Source organism: Mediterraneibacter faecis, assembly GCF_055383675.1.
The window spans coordinates 2954331-2971658 of the sequence record NZ_AP043803.1 but is presented as its reverse complement, the minus strand read 5'-3'; the positions used below and the strand labels follow the sequence as shown (position 1 = coordinate 2971658).

Below are 17328 nucleotides of genomic sequence, written 5' to 3'. Positions count from 1 at the left end.
ATTAGACGCTTACAAAATTTTCCGAAGCTTCTTCCGCAGATGGTCTAACCTCGCATAGATGGCACCAGTCGTCAAATGCACAAGTGGGGCAATCTCCTTTGTGGAATACCCCTGCATTTTCAGCAGGACGATTTTCAAGGTACGCCCGTCCACCGTGACTAATACTTGATAGAGATTTTCGCTCTCAATCTCGTCCAGTAACTCCGCAACTGTATTCACCTCCGCTTGCCGCTCCCTGTCTGCCATGTCCTCAAGGTATTCCGCAACGTCATTCGTCCATCGGTAAAACCGCCTGTTGGAATTGAAGTCTGCCCTGTCCGCTATGCGTATCTGCTCAATGGTCACTTCATCAACGCCGCACTCACGCAGCAGCTTTTCCTCCGCTTCTTTCCAGATACGCCATTTCCTGTCCTCCCGTCCGTGGTTGTATGCCATTCTTTCTTCCTCCAATCAGAATTGATTGAGAGGGCAGAGAAAAGCCCCCTCATTTTCCCAAAGGAAAAAACAAGGGGGCTGAACGCCTTAAATTTTAATTTTCTATTATCTTTCTTAGTTTTCTTAGGATTCTGGCTTTGCGTTTGTTCACAACGCTCTGGGTTATGCCTAACCTCGCCCCGACTTCACGCTCGGAAAGTCCGTCAAAAAAGATTGCCTGTATCAACTCCTGCTCACTATCCGACAACAAAGGCAGGGCGGCTTTCAGCCTGTCCACCATAACAGCATTGACAACGGTTTCCGCAATGTCCGCCGCTTCATCAGCGATAAAGTCCAGAGGATTCCCCTCGCTGTCCGTAAATCCGTCCAGAGATAGCAGGCTGTTCCTCGCATCTAATTTTTGCAGGTAACGCCACCGCTCCCTGTCACGGTAGAAGTCCGCATATTGCTCCCTTACGACTTCAAGCAGACAACCTTGGACGGGGATAAACAGCTTGTCCATATATCCCTTGTCGGCTTGCCTGCGGCGGCAGAAATCCGTATAGGACAGTTCCACATAGCCGCCGCTTTCTTTGATATATACTTTTCTTGGTGCGTATTTCACCGCTAATACCTCCAATCTGAATTTTTGAAATGTAAAAATCCAGATGGAGAGGCGGGGAGCGGCAACGCACACCAGAAACAGCCCTGCGGCACTTTCCAACAAAAAACGACAAAAGAAAAACCGCAAAGGCTCTGTGACCTTCACGGTTATGGGAAATACAAATTCTGTTGTATGGAGATTGTACTTCCACTTTCAAGGTGAGAAGTACCGCTGCACTGGCAGAAATTTTTTTAACTGGTTTCCTGCCATTCTCTGATATGCTATGTATTGATAAATTTTACTTCGTATGAGCAGATGAATAACCGCCCGAAAAAAGAACATAAAAAAATCCCTCCAAATTTAAAAACAAATTCAGAGGGTAATTTAGGGTATAACAAAATAACCCACCCGAATATCGTTTTTTTTATTTGGTGAGTTTGTTCTTTCAAATACGAAACAAAAAGAGCCGATGATTCGTGAATTGTTCCACAATTTCATCGGCTCTGCGTCTTAAGCGTCTGGCTCTTTGATGACAGTTATCTTCAAGTTGTCAACTTTAATCAAGCTTTCTTGTCTGCATTTTGGACAATAAAGGGGATAATTCTCCAAAACAGTGTCCTTCCTAATTTTATTACGGGTTTTGCTCCCACAAACAGGACACAATATCCATTCGCATTTCATCATAATTAGTCTCTAATCCTTTCAAATCTCATTTTATATGACTTTTGCAAGCTGTTAAGCTAACTTGTGGAACATATGCCGAACCTTATCTATACGGCTATTCGGGCGGCGGGGTTGGCAAATAAATTTACCAATAGCTGGCTGGTATCCTTTTAACTCTGTCAAGCAGACTCCCTGCCCATTTGTGAAATAAGTTAAATCGTTCCTGTATTCTTGAATACATCTGGCAGGGATTTCTCCTTTCAGAATGACCTCGTCATTCTTTACCTGAGTACTTACAATATCTGCACAATACCTTGGGGCATCATGATACGCCCGTGAGAGATATTCCTGCGGTGCATAAATTTCAAAGTGGAGATATGGCTCTAATAGTTCTGTCCCTGCTTTTTTTAAAGCCTGCTCCAATACGATAGGGGAAAGCAGCCGAAAGTCTGCGGGGGTACTTACAGGACTATAATACAATCCATATTCAAAACAGATTTTACAGTCTGTCACTTTCCATCCATACAGCCCCTGCTCGCAGCCATAAAGAACCCCCTCCATAACCGCATTTTGGAACGATTGGTTTAAATATCCAAGTGAAACTCTGCTTTCATACTGCACTCCGCTTCCAATAGGGAGCGGCTCTATGGACAACCCGACAGAAGCCCAGAAAGGATTTGGCGGGACTTCTATGTGGATGGTATATTCTGCTTTTCTAAGCGGTCTTTCCATATATATAACAGTAGGCTCTTTTATTTCTGCCTCCACATGGTATTTTTCCTCAAGGATGGCACAAATGACTTCCATCTGCACATTCCCCAAAAAAGAAAGTATAATCTCATGCGTTGTAGTATCCACATAATATTTTAAAAGAGGGTCGCCATCTGAAATTTCTGTAAGTGCCCCAAGCAATATTTCCCGCTGTTCAGATTTCTTTACTGCAATCGTTGTTTGGAGCATAGGGAGAGGATTTTCAATAAATTTTCTCTGCGGCAACAGCATTTCGTTCCCCAAAATACTGTTTAGCTGCAAAACATCATTTGGTAAAATTACAATATCACCAGAGCAGGCTGTATCGGATGAATATAATTCACCGTTTGTCGGAACACACATCTCTGTGATTTTTATTTTCTCTTTTTCAGATATTTTAATAACATCCCTCAAATGCAATGTTCCGCTATATATACGCACATAAACAAAACGCCGCCTTTTCTCTGAATATTCAATCTTAAAAACCTGCCCGCATAGTTCAGATTGACCTTCAGGCGTTGATGAATAAAACTTACTGGCAATCACTTCTATAAGCTGCCGAATCCCCAGATTGTTTTTAGCACTTCCGTGATAAACGGGAAATAACGTTCCGTTTTGGAATCTCCTGTTTTCTTCCTGTTCCAGTTCTGACATTTTAAACGGTTTCCCTGACATATATTTCTCTAATAGTTCATCGTTTCCCATAATTACCGCATCCCACTGTTCCATATCGTCATTGTCCGTTACATTTATATGGGGATGCTGCCCAACCTTTTGCTTCACTATAATTTCCGAAGAAAGCTTTGCTTTCATTTCTTGATATACCATTGGCAAATCAATCCCCTCTTGGTCAATTTTATTGATGAAAAAAATTGTCGGAATCTTCATTGTCTGTAGTGCATGAAACAGTATACGGGTCTGTGCCTGTATGCCATCCTTTGCAGAAACTAATAATACTGCTCCGTCTAATACGGATAAAGAACGGTATACTTCCGCCAAAAAATCCATATGGCCTGGCGTATCTATAATGTTGACTTTTACATCCTCCCACTGAAAAGATGTCACTGCTGTCTGGATAGTGATTCCCCTTTGACGCTCCAAATTCATTGTATCTGTCCTTGTTGTGCCTTTATCTACGCTCCCTGGTTCTGCAATTGCACCACTGGTATACAATAAACTCTCCGTTAATGTTGTCTTTCCTGCGTCAACGTGAGCCAGAATGCCTAAGTTAATTATTTTCATGTGATTTTCCTCCTATCAACACCCAAAAAAGGGCATAAAAATACCCAGTGATAAATACTCCTATCACTGGGTAAATAACTCCAATAGCCCCAAAACACTTATATGTTTTCGGGCATATAAAATTACATGATAAAAGTATTCTTAAACTGGGTACAAAAAACTAAGCCCCATATTAAAAGTGAAACGGGACTGCTACTTTTTGTTCCCACTATCAAATTGACAGTTTATTTAAGAATACCTTGCCGCATATTTATTAACTCCTTGTATAATACTGAATCTAATTATATTCCTTAACCCTTTATTTGTCAAGCTGACAAACTAAAGCAGAAAAAGCGGCAGGATTTCCCCCTGCCACTAATCATCTGTTTATGCAAAAATAATTTCCTTTTCCACAATCTCCCTCGCACAAGCCCTTATGTTATTGAGGCATCCTGTCCATTCTAAGGCGTTTTCTGCCTTTAGCTGTTCCGTTATGCCCTGTGCCTGTTTCATACCCTCTATGAGCCTTTCAAAGCGTTCCTGTGCCTGTCTGTCAATGTCGGCAAGGTAAGCGTTAAGTCTGCCGCTTGTAAGAAGATTGGTGTATGTAACTTTGCAGTGATGCTTCAGATAATCCAAATGCCGCTGTCCCCAGATGCCTATCGGCTGTTCTTCTTCGGCGGGTACAGTTAAGCACGGTATTAAATAATCGCCTTGCCTTTCGTATTTGCCGCCCATTTCCTCAAAAATTGTCTTTGCCATTGTCTGTTACCTCCACATTCTTTTTTATTTTGAATGTCCGCAAAATCCGTCCTACATCTTTAGAACGAAAGATTGGTGGATTAGAAAGTGTCTTTTACAGGAAGATGATTAGATGAATGATCAATTCTTACAAGGGGTAATATTCGATTGAAATAGAATTGATAACGATAGTTATTTAAAGAGAATCGAGGCTTTTAAGGGGATTGAAAAACTTGATTTTAACAAACCAATTACTTTTTTTGTAGGGGAAAATGGCAGCGGTAAATCAACTTTATTGGAAGCACTTGCCGTAGCACATGGTTTTAATCCTGAGGGTGGAACGAAGAATTATGTTTTTTCTACGCATGATACACATTCAGAGTTGTGTGATGCGATAAGAATTGCCAAAGGCTATCGGAAGGAAAAGTGGGGATATTTTCTTAGGGCAGAAAGCTTTTATAATGTTGCAACGCAGGAAGAAGAATATGCAGATATTACACATCCTTCCGCTAAATATCATGAAAAATCACATGGAGAGAGTTTTCTTGCATTAGCACAGAATAATATGAATCCAAATGGCTTGTATCTTTTTGACGAGCCGGAAGCTGCATTATCGCCGCAGAGACAGCTTACATTGTTGATGCAAATATACAGATGTGCAAAAGAGGGAGCACAGTTTATTATAGTTACGCATTCGCCAATTTTGTTAGGAATACCAGATGCAGATATCTATTGTTTTGATAATGGACGCATACATCTGTGCGAATATGAGGATACAGAGAGTTACCAGGTAACAGAAATGTTTATAAATAATAGGCAGATGCTGTTGGATAGATTACTAACAGATTAGATAATAAAGAAATCGATAAATTCCAGTTGTGCGCCCAGCTAAGGGTGTGTAGTCAAGCCGGTGGGATTCCGGTTTATCCAAGGTTTAGCCAACCAGATAATAGCGAGTCTTGGGATGATGCCGGTAACGGCATCTGATAAGCGTAGACAGCAAGAAAGCAGGGTTGAATAGTGATTGAGCTTCGAAACGTTAACTTCAGTCGGTCGACGTCTTAACTGGTGCGGAAGACAATATCATGTAATGCGATATGGCGAGTGTTATGTGGCACTGCGGAGTCAGAGAAACGTACTATTGTTTATATTGAAGCGAATGTTACTATGAGGAGCCGTATGCGGGAAAGCCGCACGTACGGATCTGTGAGGGGCTAAGATTGAGAGGTCTTAGTCTACTCGACTGACGAGAAGGAAGATGAATATTGGAAATGCAATTCTTCCTAAAATATCAAAAAAGTCACTCAACCGATTCAATGCTCCTCCATCCAAATTCGGATAGATTAACGCTTTGTTTGTGTGATCGATAAGCATGGATAGAAAAGCGATGTATTTAAGCTGCGCTCCTGAAAATATTTTGATTCTCTCTTTTACATTGTTCATAAAAATTAGTCCTTTTTTCAATTTCTTTTTTTATCAAATTTCCTACACTTGAAAAGTGCGAACATAATAATCGTTTCATGCAGATGATCCTTTATCAATTCCGATTGTTATTCACATGATATCATACTATTTCTACATCCACTTACTGGGTCATCTTTGTCTTTTAAAGATCCCTATAATGTTGTACTTGCTACTTGTTTGCTGAATATTTCTCAAATAAAGAAATATTATTCTGGCATCTTCCGGCTTCTGTATTTTTTGGGGGTGATTCCCTGGTATTCTTTGAACTTACGAATGAAATAGCTGATGTTGTCAAATCCACAGTTAATGGCAATATCAGAAACAGACAGTGAGCTGTCATCCAAAAGGATAGCCGCTTTTTTGATGCGGTATTCATTCAGGAAGGCGAACGGTGTTTTTCCCATCTCCTGATGGAAATATCTGCAGAAATAGGTCGGGCTCATGCAGGCAATGTCAGCAAGTTCTTTTAATGTAATTTCTTCGGCGTAATGTGACCGGATAAAATCAAGCACTTCCTTCAGCAGATTCATGGAGGAGAGCTGCTTTCCGGTAGTCTGGTTCTGTATAAGAATTTCTGTGCGGAAACAGAGTTCCAAAATCTGTAGAAGACAGATCTTAATTTTGAGAAGTGCACATTGTTCCGGGTAGTGGTAATTACAGATCAATTCAAGAAAAAGCTGTCGGAGACTTTCTTGTTCTTCCTGACTGAGAGCACTGGAGATGTTGTTTGGGAAGAGCAGTTTCTTCTGTGTGATTGGCTGGATGAAATTGTACTGACAGGCATCATACAAATCAAAATTAAGTAATTGAGGATCGAAAACGATTGCATGATGCAGGGAATGGTTGTGTGCGCTTAGTTCATGCAGTTCACCAGAGTTGATGAAATAGAATTCACCGGCTTTCATTTCATAAGGGGTTCCGGAAATGATTCCGTGCATAGTTCCTTCCTCAATATAGAGAAATTCCAGTTCCTCATGCCAGTGGGCAGTAACGGAATAGAAACCGTTCTTATCTTTATGAGAATAAATCTGTAAGGGGAACATAGGGGTTCCGTGAAAATTTGTCTCTTTTAAGGAACGTGACATGAGTGATCTCCTTTCTTGTAGTGAAACAGTTCAGCCATGCAGCTCGAATTCGACACTGCGTGACGAATCCTCGCTTAGGGGCGTCTGCCCTATGTCTGCATAAGAACAGACTATTTTATATAAGCGAGCTTATAACGATAGTCTGTCCTTATACAGCCGCATGGCTGAACTGGTGCATAATATTGTGTTATTTTTTGATAAAATAATGAAAGTATCTTTTTATTTTTTGTATTATACTTGGTTCGAATAAAAAAAGCAAGAAGGGGACATAAGATGGAGAAGAAATGGTGGCAGAGCAGTGTCGTTTATCAGATATATCCTCGGAGTTTTGCGGACAGCAATGGGGATGGAATGGGGGATATTCCAGGAATTACAGGGAAAATTGAATATCTGAAAAAACTGGGAGTTAATGTACTCTGGATCTGTCCAATCTATCAGTCGCCGCAGGATGACAATGGATATGATATCTCTGATTACCGTACGGTTTACCCGGAGTTTGGAACAATGGAAGATATGAAGATATTGATACAAAAATGTCAAGATAATGATATTAAAATCATTATGGATCTGGTAGTTAACCATACATCAGATGAACATCCATGGTTCATAGAAGCAAAGAAAAGCCTGGATAATCCATATCGGGACTATTACATCTGGAGGAAAGGTGAAGATGGACAGCCACCGAATGATCTGATGTCAAATTTCGGTGGAAGTGCATGGGAGTATTCGCCGGAGACGGATGAGTATTATCTGCATTTTTACAGTAAGAAACAGCCGGATCTGAACTGGGAGAATCCGAAGCTGCGGCAGAAAATTTATGACATGATGAACTGGTGGCTGGATCAGGGGATTGCAGGTTTCCGTATGGATGTGATTGATCTGATTGGAAAGATACCGGATCAGAAGATTAAAGAGAATGGGCCGATGCTTCATAAATACCTGCAAGAGATGAACGAAGCGACCTTTGGTCACAGGGACAGCATGACGGTTGGTGAGTGCTGGGGGGCGACCCCGGAGATCGGAAGATTATATACTGATCCGGCAAGAAAAGAACTTAGTATGATCTTCCAGTTTGAACAGATTCAGCTGGATAAGAAACCGGGCGGACAAAGATGGGATTTGAAACCACTTTATCTGCCGGATCTGAAGTGTGTTTTCAGCAAATGGCAGACAGAGTTAGAAGGTCATGGATGGAACAGTTTATTTTGGAATAATCATGATCTCCCAAGAATCGTTTCCCGTTGGGGAAATGACGGAGACTATCGTGTCCTGTCTGCAAAAATGCTTGCGACACTGCTTCATGGAATGAAGGGAACACCGTATATCTATCAGGGGGAAGAGATTGGAATGACGAATGTTCCATTTCAGACGATTGATGAATTCCCTGATATTGAGACACAGAACATTTATCAAGAACGCCTGAAAGCGGGATTCACAGAGGAAGAGACCATGTATGCAATCCGGGCGAAGGCGAGGGATAATGCAAGGACACCGATGCAGTGGAATACCGAAAAGAATGCAGGATTTACAGAAGGAACTCCATGGTACAGAGTCAATCCAAATTATAAGGAAATCAATGTAGAACAGGCATTGGCGGATCCAGAGTCCGTTTTCTATCATTATCAGAAATTGATTCAGCTTCGGAAAGAACATGAAGTTATGGTATACGGAACTTATCAACTGCTGTTCCCGGAGGATGAAGACCTTTATATCTATACAAGAACGCTGGAGGAGGAAAAATGGCTGATTGTCTGTAACTTTCATGAGAAGACAAGAAAGTTACAGTGTAAGAGAGCCGGGCAGGTCATGCTTAGTAATTATGCAGATACGCCTGCCGCGGAAAAAATTACAGAACTCAGACCATATGAGGCGGTTATTTATCAGATGGAATCCTGGGATGCGAATCATGGAGAACGCGGACAAGATCATAGTTCTGATTTTGAAGCCGATATTGAGTTGGTGTAGTTCCGAAAGCTTTTCGAAAGACCTTACAAAAATAATTATCATTTGAAAATCCGACCATGGAGGCGATTTCGGCAATTGTGTGCTGGCGGCTCTGTAAAAGAAGCGCACAGGATTTCTGAAGACGCAGATTCGCCAGATATTTTCCGGGCGAGATTCCATAGAGATGGTTGAATTCTCTGCAAAGATGATACTTGGACAGCCCGACGGTATCAGCGACTTCGTCAAGGTTCAGATCCGTGTTGTAATAATTGGAATCCAGATAATTCTTGGCCAGTGTAACACGAGGTGAAGAAAGTGCCGGGTGTTCCAATGCATAATCTGCCAGATCTAAAAGAAAAGCGTAGGCCGCTTTGGAATTATCAAATACCGATGCTAACTGATTGGAAATCGCATCAGCATAGAGCTGTTTCATCTGTTCAGGTAAAGTACTGGATGCTTCCAGGTGGAAAGCAGGTCCACAGGATTGATGAATGTGGTAGAGAAGAGGGAGACACTCGGAGGAAAATTCTAGATAAAGAACATCCCAGCATTCCGAATCATCGGGTAATGAGTATTGGCTGTCTCCGGGTACTTGAACAAGGAAGAGATCACCCGCCTGTTGAGGATAGGTATGGTCTGGTGTCTGGAAACTTCCTTTTCCTGAAATCGTGTACTGAAGTAATACATAAGAGTTTTTGCGGACTCGGTTATCCCAATGATAGTCATGGGAAGTGATGTGATGCATGCCGATTCCACGAAGTGTCTGGAGGGGAAGCGCAGAGGTTATATGAAAACCGACGGAATCAAAAGGCGGTTGGGCAGATGATTTTGTGTTTGTCATAAAAAGTACTCCTTTCAAAATAAATGAAGATTGCGGGGCGCCACACGAAACAATCTGTAGAAATCTTAGTTTTGGGTTTTTATATCAGATATTATAATATAGCAATCAATAAAAAATAGCAAGAAATTACCATTCACTAATCTGCATTACCATTGAAAGTGAAAAGAGATGGAAGTTATAATGCATTTAGTCAAGCGATGAAATGAAGCAGAATGAGAGAGTGGAGGAATAGAATGCAGATCAGTTTTGAGAAAGAACAGCAGGTTTTTCATCTATACAACGATAAGATCAGTTATGTGATTCAAGTAGAAAAACAACGATATTTAAAGCATTGTTACTACGGAAAAAGAATAAAGAGATGGCACAGCGGCATCAAGGATTATTATTACGACCGTGGATTCTGTGCGAATCCGATAGCGGAAGACAGGACATTTTCTCTGGATACACAGTTGAGGGAATTTCCGGAGTCCGGACAGGGGGACTTCCGAAGTCCGGCTTACGAACTAGAAGATAGAAATGGAGATAAAAACGCAAGATTTTTCTATAACGGCTATCGCATTCTGAGTGGAAAGATCGCTCCGGATGGCCTGCCACATGTCTATACTGATGCGGACACCGAGGCAATGACACTGGAGATTACGCTTCAGGATAAGGTGAGAAATCAGAGAATTCTGTTATATTACACCATCTATGAAGATGCAGTGGTCACACGATTCGCAAAATGGATCAATGACGGAACAGAACCGATAGAAATCTGTCGATTCTTAAGCATGAACATGGATCTTCCAACACAGGAATATGATGTACTGACATTATCCGGTGCACATACAGAAGAGAAAAACGTGTATCGACGTCCATTGTGTGCGGATTCAGTCACGATTGAAAGCAGTCGTGGAACGAGCAGCCCACAGGCAACCCCATTTATCGGATTGTTAAGTCCCGGGACTACGGAAGAGCAAGGGGAAGTGCTTGGAGTAAACCTGATTTACAGTGGAAACTTCTATGGATGTGTTCAGTGTGGACAGTATGGAACAATCAGGGTACAGCTTGGAATTAATCCGTATCAGTTTGGATGGCAGCTTGCACCGGGAACAAGCTTTTGCACACCGGAGGCTGTACTGGTCTATAGTGTAAATGGACTTTCCGGAATGTCGAATACATTTCATAAGTTATACAGAACGCGCGTCTGCCGGGGATGGTACAGAGACCGGGAACGGCCAGTTCTATTGAATAGCTGGGAAGGTATGTATTTTGAGATCAATGAAGAGAAAATGCTGACGCTAGCGGAAGAAGCAGCGGAACTTGGAATCGAACTTCTGGTGATGGATGATGGCTGGTTCAAGGGAAGAAATACAGATACGACTTCCTTGGGGGACTGGACGGAAGATAAGAAGAAATTTCCGGATGGACTGCAGAGTCTTGCCGAAAAGGTGAAACAGAAGGGGATTGATTTCGGAATCTGGTTTGAACCGGAGATGATTTCAAGGGAAAGTGATCTTTACAGGGAGCATCCAGACTGGGTGATCCGAAGTCCGCTCTACGAACCAATACTCAGCCGACATCAGCTGGTACTGGATCTGTCGAATCCGGCAGTTTGCGAATATCTGATCGAAGCAGTCAGTAAGGTGTTGGTACCGGGAAATATCAGTTATGTGAAATGGGATATGAACCGGCATCTGACAGATCTTGGAAGTGCTTATCTTGACAGGAAAAATCAGAATGAACTTTCACACCGCTACGTGCTTGGACTTTATCAGGTAATGGAGACATTGACAGAACGTTTTCCACAGGTGTTGTTTGAAAGCTGTTCCAGTGGAGGTGGCAGATTCGATGCAGGAATGCTTTATTACATGCCACAGACATGGACCAGCGATAATACAGATGCGGTCTGCAGGCTGAAAATCCAGCATGGAACAAGCTTTCTGTTTCCGACAGTTACAATGGGAGCGCATGTGTCAGCATGTCCGAATCATCAGGTTGGACGGACCACACCGCTTGCTACAAGATTTGCCGTGGCGGCAGCAGGCAATCTTGGATATGAACTGGATTTGAAGAAGCTTTTAAAAGAAGAGAAGAAAGAAGTCAGAGAGCAGATTGCAGAATATAAAAGGAGACGAAGAACCGTACAGTTTGGAACTTATTACCGGCTGGTGGATTCATTTCAGGAGAATCAAAGTGCCTGGAATATTGTTTCAGAAGATGGAATGGAAGTCATCTTCACTCACGTGCAGATCCTTGCACGCTCAGCCTACAGAGTTCCGGTAATTCGATTAAAAGGACTGGATCCGGATGCAGTTTACACAGATTGTGAGACCGGGCAGGAGTACGGCGGGGATGAACTGATGTATGCAGGAATCCGAATACCAAGAATCAGACAGGACTTTTCAAGTACAACGATGGTACTAAGAAAATCCTGATTGAGATAGAAAAGAAATGAAGTTACAGGAGGAGTTAGAATGAGTAAAGAGCAGAGTTACCAGAATGCAGCAAGTGAACTTCTGCGTCTGGTAGGCGGAAAAGAAAATGTAATCAGCGCGGCTCACTGCGCAACCAGATTACGTCTGGTATTAAAAGATGAGAGCAAAGCAGATGTAGATGGAATTCTCAAGACAGAGCTTGTAAAAGGACAGTTTTCCACAGGCGGTCAGTTCCAGATCATCATCGGAAGTGGTACAGTAGATGAAGTATACAAATATTTTATTCAGTATGCAGACATCAAAGAAAGTACAAAAAACGAAGTGAAAAAGGCTGCTGACCAGAAGATGAATCCGTTACAGAAACTGGTAAAGATGCTGGCGGATGTATTCGTACCGATTATTCCGGCACTGGTTGCCAGCGGTCTTCTGATGGGTCTGAACAATGTTCTGACAGCAGAAGGACTTTTTGTCTCAGGAAAGTCACTTGTTGAAGTATATCCGAATATTGCAGATCTTGCATCTATGATCAACACATTTGCAAGTGCAGCATATGCATTCCTGCCAATCCTTGTAGGGTTCTCAGCAACAAAGATGTTCGGTGGCAATCCTTATCTTGGAGCAGTTATGGGAATGATCATGGTATCCGGTGATCTTCTGAATGCATATTCTTATGGTACAGCCATTACAGAGGGAACGGTTCCGGTATGGCATATCGGAGCGCTGACAATTGAGAAGGTTGGATATCAGGGAACTGTACTTCCGGTACTTGCAGCGGCAGCAATCCTTGCATTTATCGAGAAGAAACTTCACAAAGTAGTTCCGGAATATCTGGACAACCTCCTGACACCTGCACTTTCCGTACTCGTAACAGCATTCCTTACATTTACAGTGGTAGGTGGAGTGATGCGTACAGCCGGAGACTGGATTACAAATGGTATTCTGTGGCTCCATGATACATTAGGTGTTGTCGGTGGATTTATTTTCGGATTTATCTATGCGCCATTAACAATGACAGGAATGCACCACAGTCTTCTCCCGGTTGATATCCAGTTGATTGCAGCAGGCGGATCTTTCCTCTTTGCAATCGCAGCATGCAACAATGTGGCTCAGGGTGGAGCAACACTGGCAGCAATGTTCTGTGCAAAGGATAAGAAGATGAAGAGTATCGCAGTTTCTTCCGGTATCTCAGCACTGCTTGGTATTACAGAACCGGCAATGTTCGGAGTCAACTTGAAGATGAAATATCCATTCTATGCAGCAATGTTCGGTTCTGCTGTAGGATGTGCTTATGTGACACTGACAAATGTTCAGAATATCTCCCCGGGAGCAGCAGGAATCATCGGATTCGTATGCATCAAGTCCGGCGGAATGCTGAATTATATGATCGGAATTCTGATCTCACTTGTTGTTGGATTTGCAGTGACAATGGCATTGTCCAAGCATTCGAAATTTAAAGAAGTGTAAGCCATTCACCGTTTATTATTCAACCACTTGAACCGGGAGAACTTATCGCTCTTGATACAATTTTGGATGAGGAATAGTTTGGACTAAAAATAAATATCAGTACATATTTAAGGGTGTCGCTTTGCGGCACCTTTTATCATGCATGTATTATCACTTTTAAAAAAATTTTATTCTGTAGCCACTGCATTTTAGCCATATCAAAATCCGATAGTTGTATGAAGATTCCTCCATATATACAACAGCCGGACAGATAAAAAACAGGTTCCAATGTGAAAAATGAAATTTAGTATATTTTTTATGTGTTCTGGCATGGTATTATGGTACTTATAAAGAAACTATTATATTTGTTGGAGAGAGTGGTGAAAAGTTATGAAGCTATTGTTTAAACAAAGGTTGTTTTCATGGTTTGACAGCTGCGATATCTATGATGAAGCAGGCAACACTGTTTATGTAGTAAAAGGCCAGTTGGCCTGGGGGCATATTGATGGAACCATTATGGAATGGGATTATAGTATTCTTGATCGAAGCGGTTATTCAATTGCACGGGTTAGTAAAGAACTGTTTCATATGACAGATACTTATATCATCGATGTACAGGATTCAGGAAATGCGTTGGATGCTCTGATGTTTGTATTGGCAATCGATGCAGAAAAATGTTCCAGGAATTAAATAGTGATCCAGATTTCAGTGTAGATAGTTGAGAGGAAGGTGTTTTGCATGGCAAAAATAGAAAGATATATAAATGAAGATTTTGATCAGTTACTTTCCAAAATTGAAGACGGAATAATAAATGGCAGTATGTCAGCAACGCTAGAAGATGCCAGTGACTTTCGAAGTGGAACTGCGCGTTGCAGCGTTCGTGTTTTTGAGCGTTACAGTTATGCTGGAGGAAACAGAGTGAGTCTTAATATTACACTTTTTCAAAATGACAAAGATCCAGTTCAACTTTCCGCAATTACAGCGGGAGGAAGCCAAGCTGTATTTTTCAAAATCAATACATGGGGGGAAGAGGCATTTCTCGATAAGTTAATCGAGTTGTTGGATTAGTTCTAATCGTTTTATTTGCAATATTATTGCGAAAAAAATAGTTAAAGTTTTTCAGTTTGTGTAACTGAGAAAAATGAAAATTGCGGAGGTGGATTTGTTGAAGGAAAGTACATATCAAACTCCTTGCGGAACAATTCACTATTGGTCAAATAATCTGAGTTTGGATACAACGACGCTTGTATTTTTGCCAGGGTTGACTGCTGACCATAGACTGTTTGATAAACAGGTTGAGTACTTTGAAGGAAAATATAATATTATTGTATGGGATGCACCAGCCCATGCATCCTCCTGGCCGTTCAGGTTTGATTTTGATCTGTTTGATAAGGCAAAATGGCTGAATGGGATTCTTGAAAAAGAAGAAATCAGAAAACCGATTATAATCGGCCAATCAATGGGAGGATATGTGGGACAGGCTTATGCACAATTGTATCCCGACCGGCTGGCAGGCTTTATCTCCATTGATTCGGCACCGTTGCAGAGAAACTATGTGACATCAGTGGAAATCTGGCTTCTGAAAAGAATGGAACCAATATATGCACATTACCCATGGAAGTTGCTTTTGAAATCTGGAACTGAGGGAGTTGCAACTTCTAATTATGGCAGAAACCTGATGAAGGAAATGATGTTAGTCTATGATGGTGATCAGCATCGTTATGCACAAATTGCAGGGCATGGATTTCGTATTCTGGCAGAGGCGATGGAAAAGGAACTGCCATATGAAATTAAATGCCCTTCCCTGTTGATATGTGGCACAAAGGATCATGCCGGTTCATGCATAAGGTATAACAGAGCATGGCATAAAAAAACGAAAATTCCTTTAAAATGGATTGAAGGGGCCGGTCATAATTCTAATACAGATAAACCGAAGATGATAAATAGTTTGATAGAAGAATTCCTTTCAAACATATAAAGACTATTGAAAACAATTGGTCAACCGTTATAAAAGGTGAAATCTCAATCGGAAGTCGTGGAGGTGGTTTTATTATGATTTTGTGCTTTTCAGGAACCGGCAATAGCCGTTATATAGCGAAAAAAATTGCAGTTGAATTGCAGGACGATATTGTAGATGTGAATGCAAAAATCAAGGCAGTAGATTATTCGCCAATAAAAACAGGTGAGAATGTAGTCGTTGTAACTCCGACTTATGCGTGGCGTATTCCCCGAATTGTGTCGGATTGGCTTTCCAAAACGAAATTGCTTTCTGCAAAACGTATTTGGTTTGTTATGAACTGCGGTAGTGAAATTGGCAATGCGTCAAAATATAATTGTAGTCTTGCTGAGCAAAAGCACTTATGTTATATGGGTACATCTCAAATTCTTATGCCGGAAAACTATATTGCCATGTTCGATGCACCTCAAGCAGAGGAAGCGAGAAAAATTGTAAAAAATGCTGAGCCTACTATTGTGGATACCATTGCCTGTATTAAGGCAGAACAACCTTTCCCTGTACCACGAAACAATCTCTACGACCGTTTTATGAGTGGCCCGGTAAATTCGATTTTTTATCAGTTCTTCGTGAAAGCTACTGCATTTCAGACAGATGATACTTGTATCGGATGCGGTCAATGTGTTAAAAACTGCCCAAAGAATAACATTGCACTTGAAAACGGAAAGCCGATATGGGGGAATCAATGTACTCAATGTATGGCATGTATTTGTTATTGTCCCACAGAAGCAATAGAGTATGGCAAAAAGAGCATAGGAAAACCGCGTTATCATTTTGAGCAGTTAATCCCAAAATGATTGTCCCTGTGATCGTTGGAAAACTTACAGCAGGATGTACCGCTCTTTTATTAGCTTCGGCTTTGACATCTAAGTTACTTGTGAAAATTGGGTTATAGTATTCTTGATCGAAGCGGTTATTCAATTGCACGGGTTAGTAAAGAGCTGTTTCATATGACAGATACTTATATCATTGATGTACAGGATCCAGGAAATGCGTTGGATGCTCTGATGTTTGTATTGGCAATCGATGCAGAAAAATGTTCCAGGAATTAAATAGTGATCCAGTACAACTTTCTGCAATTACAGCAGGAGGAAGCCAAGCTGTATTTTTCAAAATTAATACATGGGGGGAAGAGGCATTTCTCGATAAGTTAATCGAGTTGTTGGATGTGTAACTTAATCTTGAATTCATCAGGAGGGAGAAGAGTGAAAAGAAATTATTGGGCGTTGTTAGTTTTTGTGTTAATAATAGTATTGCAGTGGATTGGATTAGGATACCAAGGTCAAATAAAATTTATTTTTTTGATAATTATATTAGTTCTAATCGTTTTATTTGCAATATTATTGCGAAAAAAATAATTAAAGTTTTACGAGGGAGGCAAATCAGCATGAAATGTCCATATTGTGGTGAAGAAATGATAAGAGGATACCTAATGAGCTCACGAGACATTACTTTTGCAGTTGATAATCCGAAAAAAGTTTTTCGTATTAAAAAATCGGACGATTTGGAATTGAGTAAGGGTTCAGGCGGAATCCCTCATTGTGAAGCTTATCGTTGCAGTAGTTGCAAAAAGATTTTGATTGATTATGCAAATAGATAAATTCAATTTGTAGAATTCAAAATTAAAAACTAATACCAAAAAATGAATAATTTTAAAAAAGTGGGAATAGGAGATCGTAATGCAGCAATCAACATCCGTGAAGAGGCGAGAAAGATGTTGACAGCAT

Annotated in this window: 17 protein-coding genes and 1 pseudogene; 10 read left to right on the top strand and 8 right to left on the bottom strand. The window is 41.1% G+C overall.

The features are described from left to right. Window positions 1-9: 9 nt before the first annotated feature. The 5 genes from ACZ47Z_RS14075 to ACZ47Z_RS14055 all read right to left on the bottom strand — a co-directional run bounded on the left by ACZ47Z_RS14075 (window position 10) and on the right by ACZ47Z_RS14055 (window position 4414). Complete coding sequence (locus ACZ47Z_RS14075) at window positions 10-435, bottom strand: RNA polymerase sigma factor (protein WP_000323896.1); 426 nt, start codon at window positions 433-435, stop codon at window positions 10-12. Window positions 436-529: 94 nt separating this feature from the next. Next, window positions 530-1039 (bottom strand): sigma-70 family RNA polymerase sigma factor, encoded by a 510-nt coding sequence (locus ACZ47Z_RS14070; protein WP_000872511.1) that lies wholly within the window; start codon window positions 1037-1039, stop codon window positions 530-532. A gap of 489 nt (window positions 1040-1528) precedes the next feature. Next, complete coding sequence (locus tag ACZ47Z_RS14065; RefSeq protein ID WP_223213393.1) at window positions 1529-1699, bottom strand: cysteine-rich KTR domain-containing protein; 171 nt, start codon at window positions 1697-1699, stop codon at window positions 1529-1531. A 54-nt stretch (window positions 1700-1753) separates the two neighbouring features. Beyond that, window positions 1754-3673, bottom strand: coding sequence for a tetracycline resistance ribosomal protection protein Tet(O) (gene tet(O) / locus ACZ47Z_RS14060; RefSeq protein ID WP_000691759.1), 1920 nt, complete (start codon window positions 3671-3673; stop codon window positions 1754-1756). A 366-nt stretch (window positions 3674-4039) separates the two neighbouring features. Next, complete coding sequence (locus ACZ47Z_RS14055) at window positions 4040-4414, bottom strand: TnpV protein (RefSeq protein ID WP_001140406.1); 375 nt, start codon at window positions 4412-4414, stop codon at window positions 4040-4042. A gap of 157 nt (window positions 4415-4571) precedes the next feature. Here ACZ47Z_RS14055 and ACZ47Z_RS14050 point away from each other — a divergent pair, with 157 nt between their 5' ends. Beyond that, window positions 4572-5243 carry an AAA family ATPase gene (locus tag ACZ47Z_RS14050; RefSeq protein WP_464526061.1) on the top strand — a complete coding sequence of 224 codons (672 nt, stop codon included), beginning with the start codon at window positions 4572-4574 and terminating at the stop codon, window positions 5241-5243. 380 nt (window positions 5244-5623) lie between these two features. Here the strand turns inward: ACZ47Z_RS14050 and ACZ47Z_RS14045 are convergent, their stop codons facing one another. Both ACZ47Z_RS14045 and ACZ47Z_RS14040 read right to left on the bottom strand, forming a co-directional pair. Beyond that, on the bottom strand, window positions 5624-5836 hold the full coding sequence (locus tag ACZ47Z_RS14045) for a TraX family protein (protein ID WP_331468653.1): 213 nt from the start codon (window positions 5834-5836) through the stop codon (window positions 5624-5626). Between the two features lie 227 nt (window positions 5837-6063). Beyond that, complete coding sequence (locus ACZ47Z_RS14040) at window positions 6064-6942, bottom strand: helix-turn-helix transcriptional regulator (protein WP_117825525.1); 879 nt, start codon at window positions 6940-6942, stop codon at window positions 6064-6066. 273 nt (window positions 6943-7215) lie between these two features. On the opposite strand from ACZ47Z_RS14040, the gene ACZ47Z_RS14035 reads away from it, so the two are divergent. After that, entirely contained in the window at window positions 7216-8907 is a 1692-nt protein-coding gene (locus ACZ47Z_RS14035; RefSeq protein ID WP_464525678.1) for a glycoside hydrolase family 13 protein, read from the top strand. On the opposite strand, the gene ACZ47Z_RS14030 is transcribed toward ACZ47Z_RS14035, so the two are convergent. Then, window positions 8816-9727: an AraC family transcriptional regulator gene (locus tag ACZ47Z_RS14030; RefSeq protein WP_464525677.1), complete on the bottom strand. Its 912-nt coding sequence runs from the start codon at window positions 9725-9727 to the stop codon at window positions 8816-8818. The two genes, ACZ47Z_RS14035 and ACZ47Z_RS14030, sit on opposite strands and share 92 nt — an antisense overlap. 233 nt (window positions 9728-9960) lie before the next feature. Between ACZ47Z_RS14030 and ACZ47Z_RS14025 the strand changes: the two genes are divergently transcribed. The 8 genes and pseudogenes from ACZ47Z_RS14025 (at window position 9961) to ACZ47Z_RS13990 (ending at window position 17201) form a co-directional block, all read left to right on the top strand. Beyond that, complete coding sequence (locus tag ACZ47Z_RS14025) at window positions 9961-12144, top strand: alpha-galactosidase (RefSeq protein WP_464525676.1); 2184 nt, start codon at window positions 9961-9963, stop codon at window positions 12142-12144. A 39-nt stretch (window positions 12145-12183) separates the two neighbouring features. Beyond that, window positions 12184-13608 (top strand): sucrose-specific PTS transporter subunit IIBC, encoded by a 1425-nt coding sequence (locus ACZ47Z_RS14020; protein WP_055162950.1) that lies wholly within the window; start codon window positions 12184-12186, stop codon window positions 13606-13608. A 369-nt stretch (window positions 13609-13977) separates the two neighbouring features. Continuing rightward, the gene (locus ACZ47Z_RS14015; RefSeq protein WP_464525675.1) at window positions 13978-14277 is read left to right on the top strand and encodes an LURP-one-related/scramblase family protein; all 300 of its coding nucleotides are present in this window, start codon (window positions 13978-13980) and stop codon (window positions 14275-14277) included. A 48-nt stretch (window positions 14278-14325) separates the two neighbouring features. Further along, the gene (locus ACZ47Z_RS14010) at window positions 14326-14655 is read left to right on the top strand and encodes a DUF6054 family protein (RefSeq protein WP_054753011.1); all 330 of its coding nucleotides are present in this window, start codon (window positions 14326-14328) and stop codon (window positions 14653-14655) included. A 97-nt stretch (window positions 14656-14752) separates the two neighbouring features. Next, complete coding sequence (locus tag ACZ47Z_RS14005) at window positions 14753-15565, top strand: alpha/beta fold hydrolase (RefSeq protein ID WP_464525674.1); 813 nt, start codon at window positions 14753-14755, stop codon at window positions 15563-15565. A 74-nt stretch (window positions 15566-15639) separates the two neighbouring features. Continuing rightward, a complete protein-coding gene (locus tag ACZ47Z_RS14000) occupies window positions 15640-16398 on the top strand; it encodes an EFR1 family ferrodoxin (RefSeq protein ID WP_464525673.1) in 759 nt (252 codons plus the stop codon). A 257-nt stretch (window positions 16399-16655) separates the two neighbouring features. Beyond that, a pseudogene (locus ACZ47Z_RS13995) lies at window positions 16656-16775 on the top strand (DUF6054 family protein); the annotation flags it as partial. 213 nt (window positions 16776-16988) lie between these two features. Further along, window positions 16989-17201 carry a PF20097 family protein gene (locus ACZ47Z_RS13990; protein WP_054753013.1) on the top strand — a complete coding sequence of 71 codons (213 nt, stop codon included), beginning with the start codon at window positions 16989-16991 and terminating at the stop codon, window positions 17199-17201. Window positions 17202-17328: the final 127 nt, after the last annotated feature.

Coding starts and splice junctions, on each gene's coding strand:
- ACZ47Z_RS14075 (WP_000323896.1), bottom strand. CDS start 435: ATGGCATACAACCACGGACGGGAGGACAGGAAATGGCGTATCTGGAAA.
- ACZ47Z_RS14065 (WP_223213393.1), bottom strand. CDS start 1,699: ATGAAATGCGAATGGATATTGTGTCCTGTTTGTGGGAGCAAAACCCGT.
- ACZ47Z_RS14055 (WP_001140406.1), bottom strand. CDS start 4,414: ATGGCAAAGACAATTTTTGAGGAAATGGGCGGCAAATACGAAAGGCAA.
- ACZ47Z_RS14045 (WP_331468653.1), bottom strand. CDS start 5,836: ATGAACAATGTAAAAGAGAGAATCAAAATATTTTCAGGAGCGCAGCTT.
- ACZ47Z_RS14040 (WP_117825525.1), bottom strand. CDS start 6,942: ATGTCACGTTCCTTAAAAGAGACAAATTTTCACGGAACCCCTATGTTC.
- ACZ47Z_RS14035 (WP_464525678.1), top strand. CDS start 7,216: ATGGAGAAGAAATGGTGGCAGAGCAGTGTCGTTTATCAGATATATCCT.
- ACZ47Z_RS14030 (WP_464525677.1), bottom strand. CDS start 9,727: ATGACAAACACAAAATCATCTGCCCAACCGCCTTTTGATTCCGTCGGT.
- ACZ47Z_RS14025 (WP_464525676.1), top strand. CDS start 9,961: ATGCAGATCAGTTTTGAGAAAGAACAGCAGGTTTTTCATCTATACAAC.
- ACZ47Z_RS14020 (WP_055162950.1), top strand. CDS start 12,184: ATGAGTAAAGAGCAGAGTTACCAGAATGCAGCAAGTGAACTTCTGCGT.
- ACZ47Z_RS14015 (WP_464525675.1), top strand. CDS start 13,978: ATGAAGCTATTGTTTAAACAAAGGTTGTTTTCATGGTTTGACAGCTGC.
- ACZ47Z_RS14010 (WP_054753011.1), top strand. CDS start 14,326: ATGGCAAAAATAGAAAGATATATAAATGAAGATTTTGATCAGTTACTT.
- ACZ47Z_RS14000 (WP_464525673.1), top strand. CDS start 15,640: ATGATTTTGTGCTTTTCAGGAACCGGCAATAGCCGTTATATAGCGAAA.
- ACZ47Z_RS13990 (WP_054753013.1), top strand. CDS start 16,989: ATGAAATGTCCATATTGTGGTGAAGAAATGATAAGAGGATACCTAATG.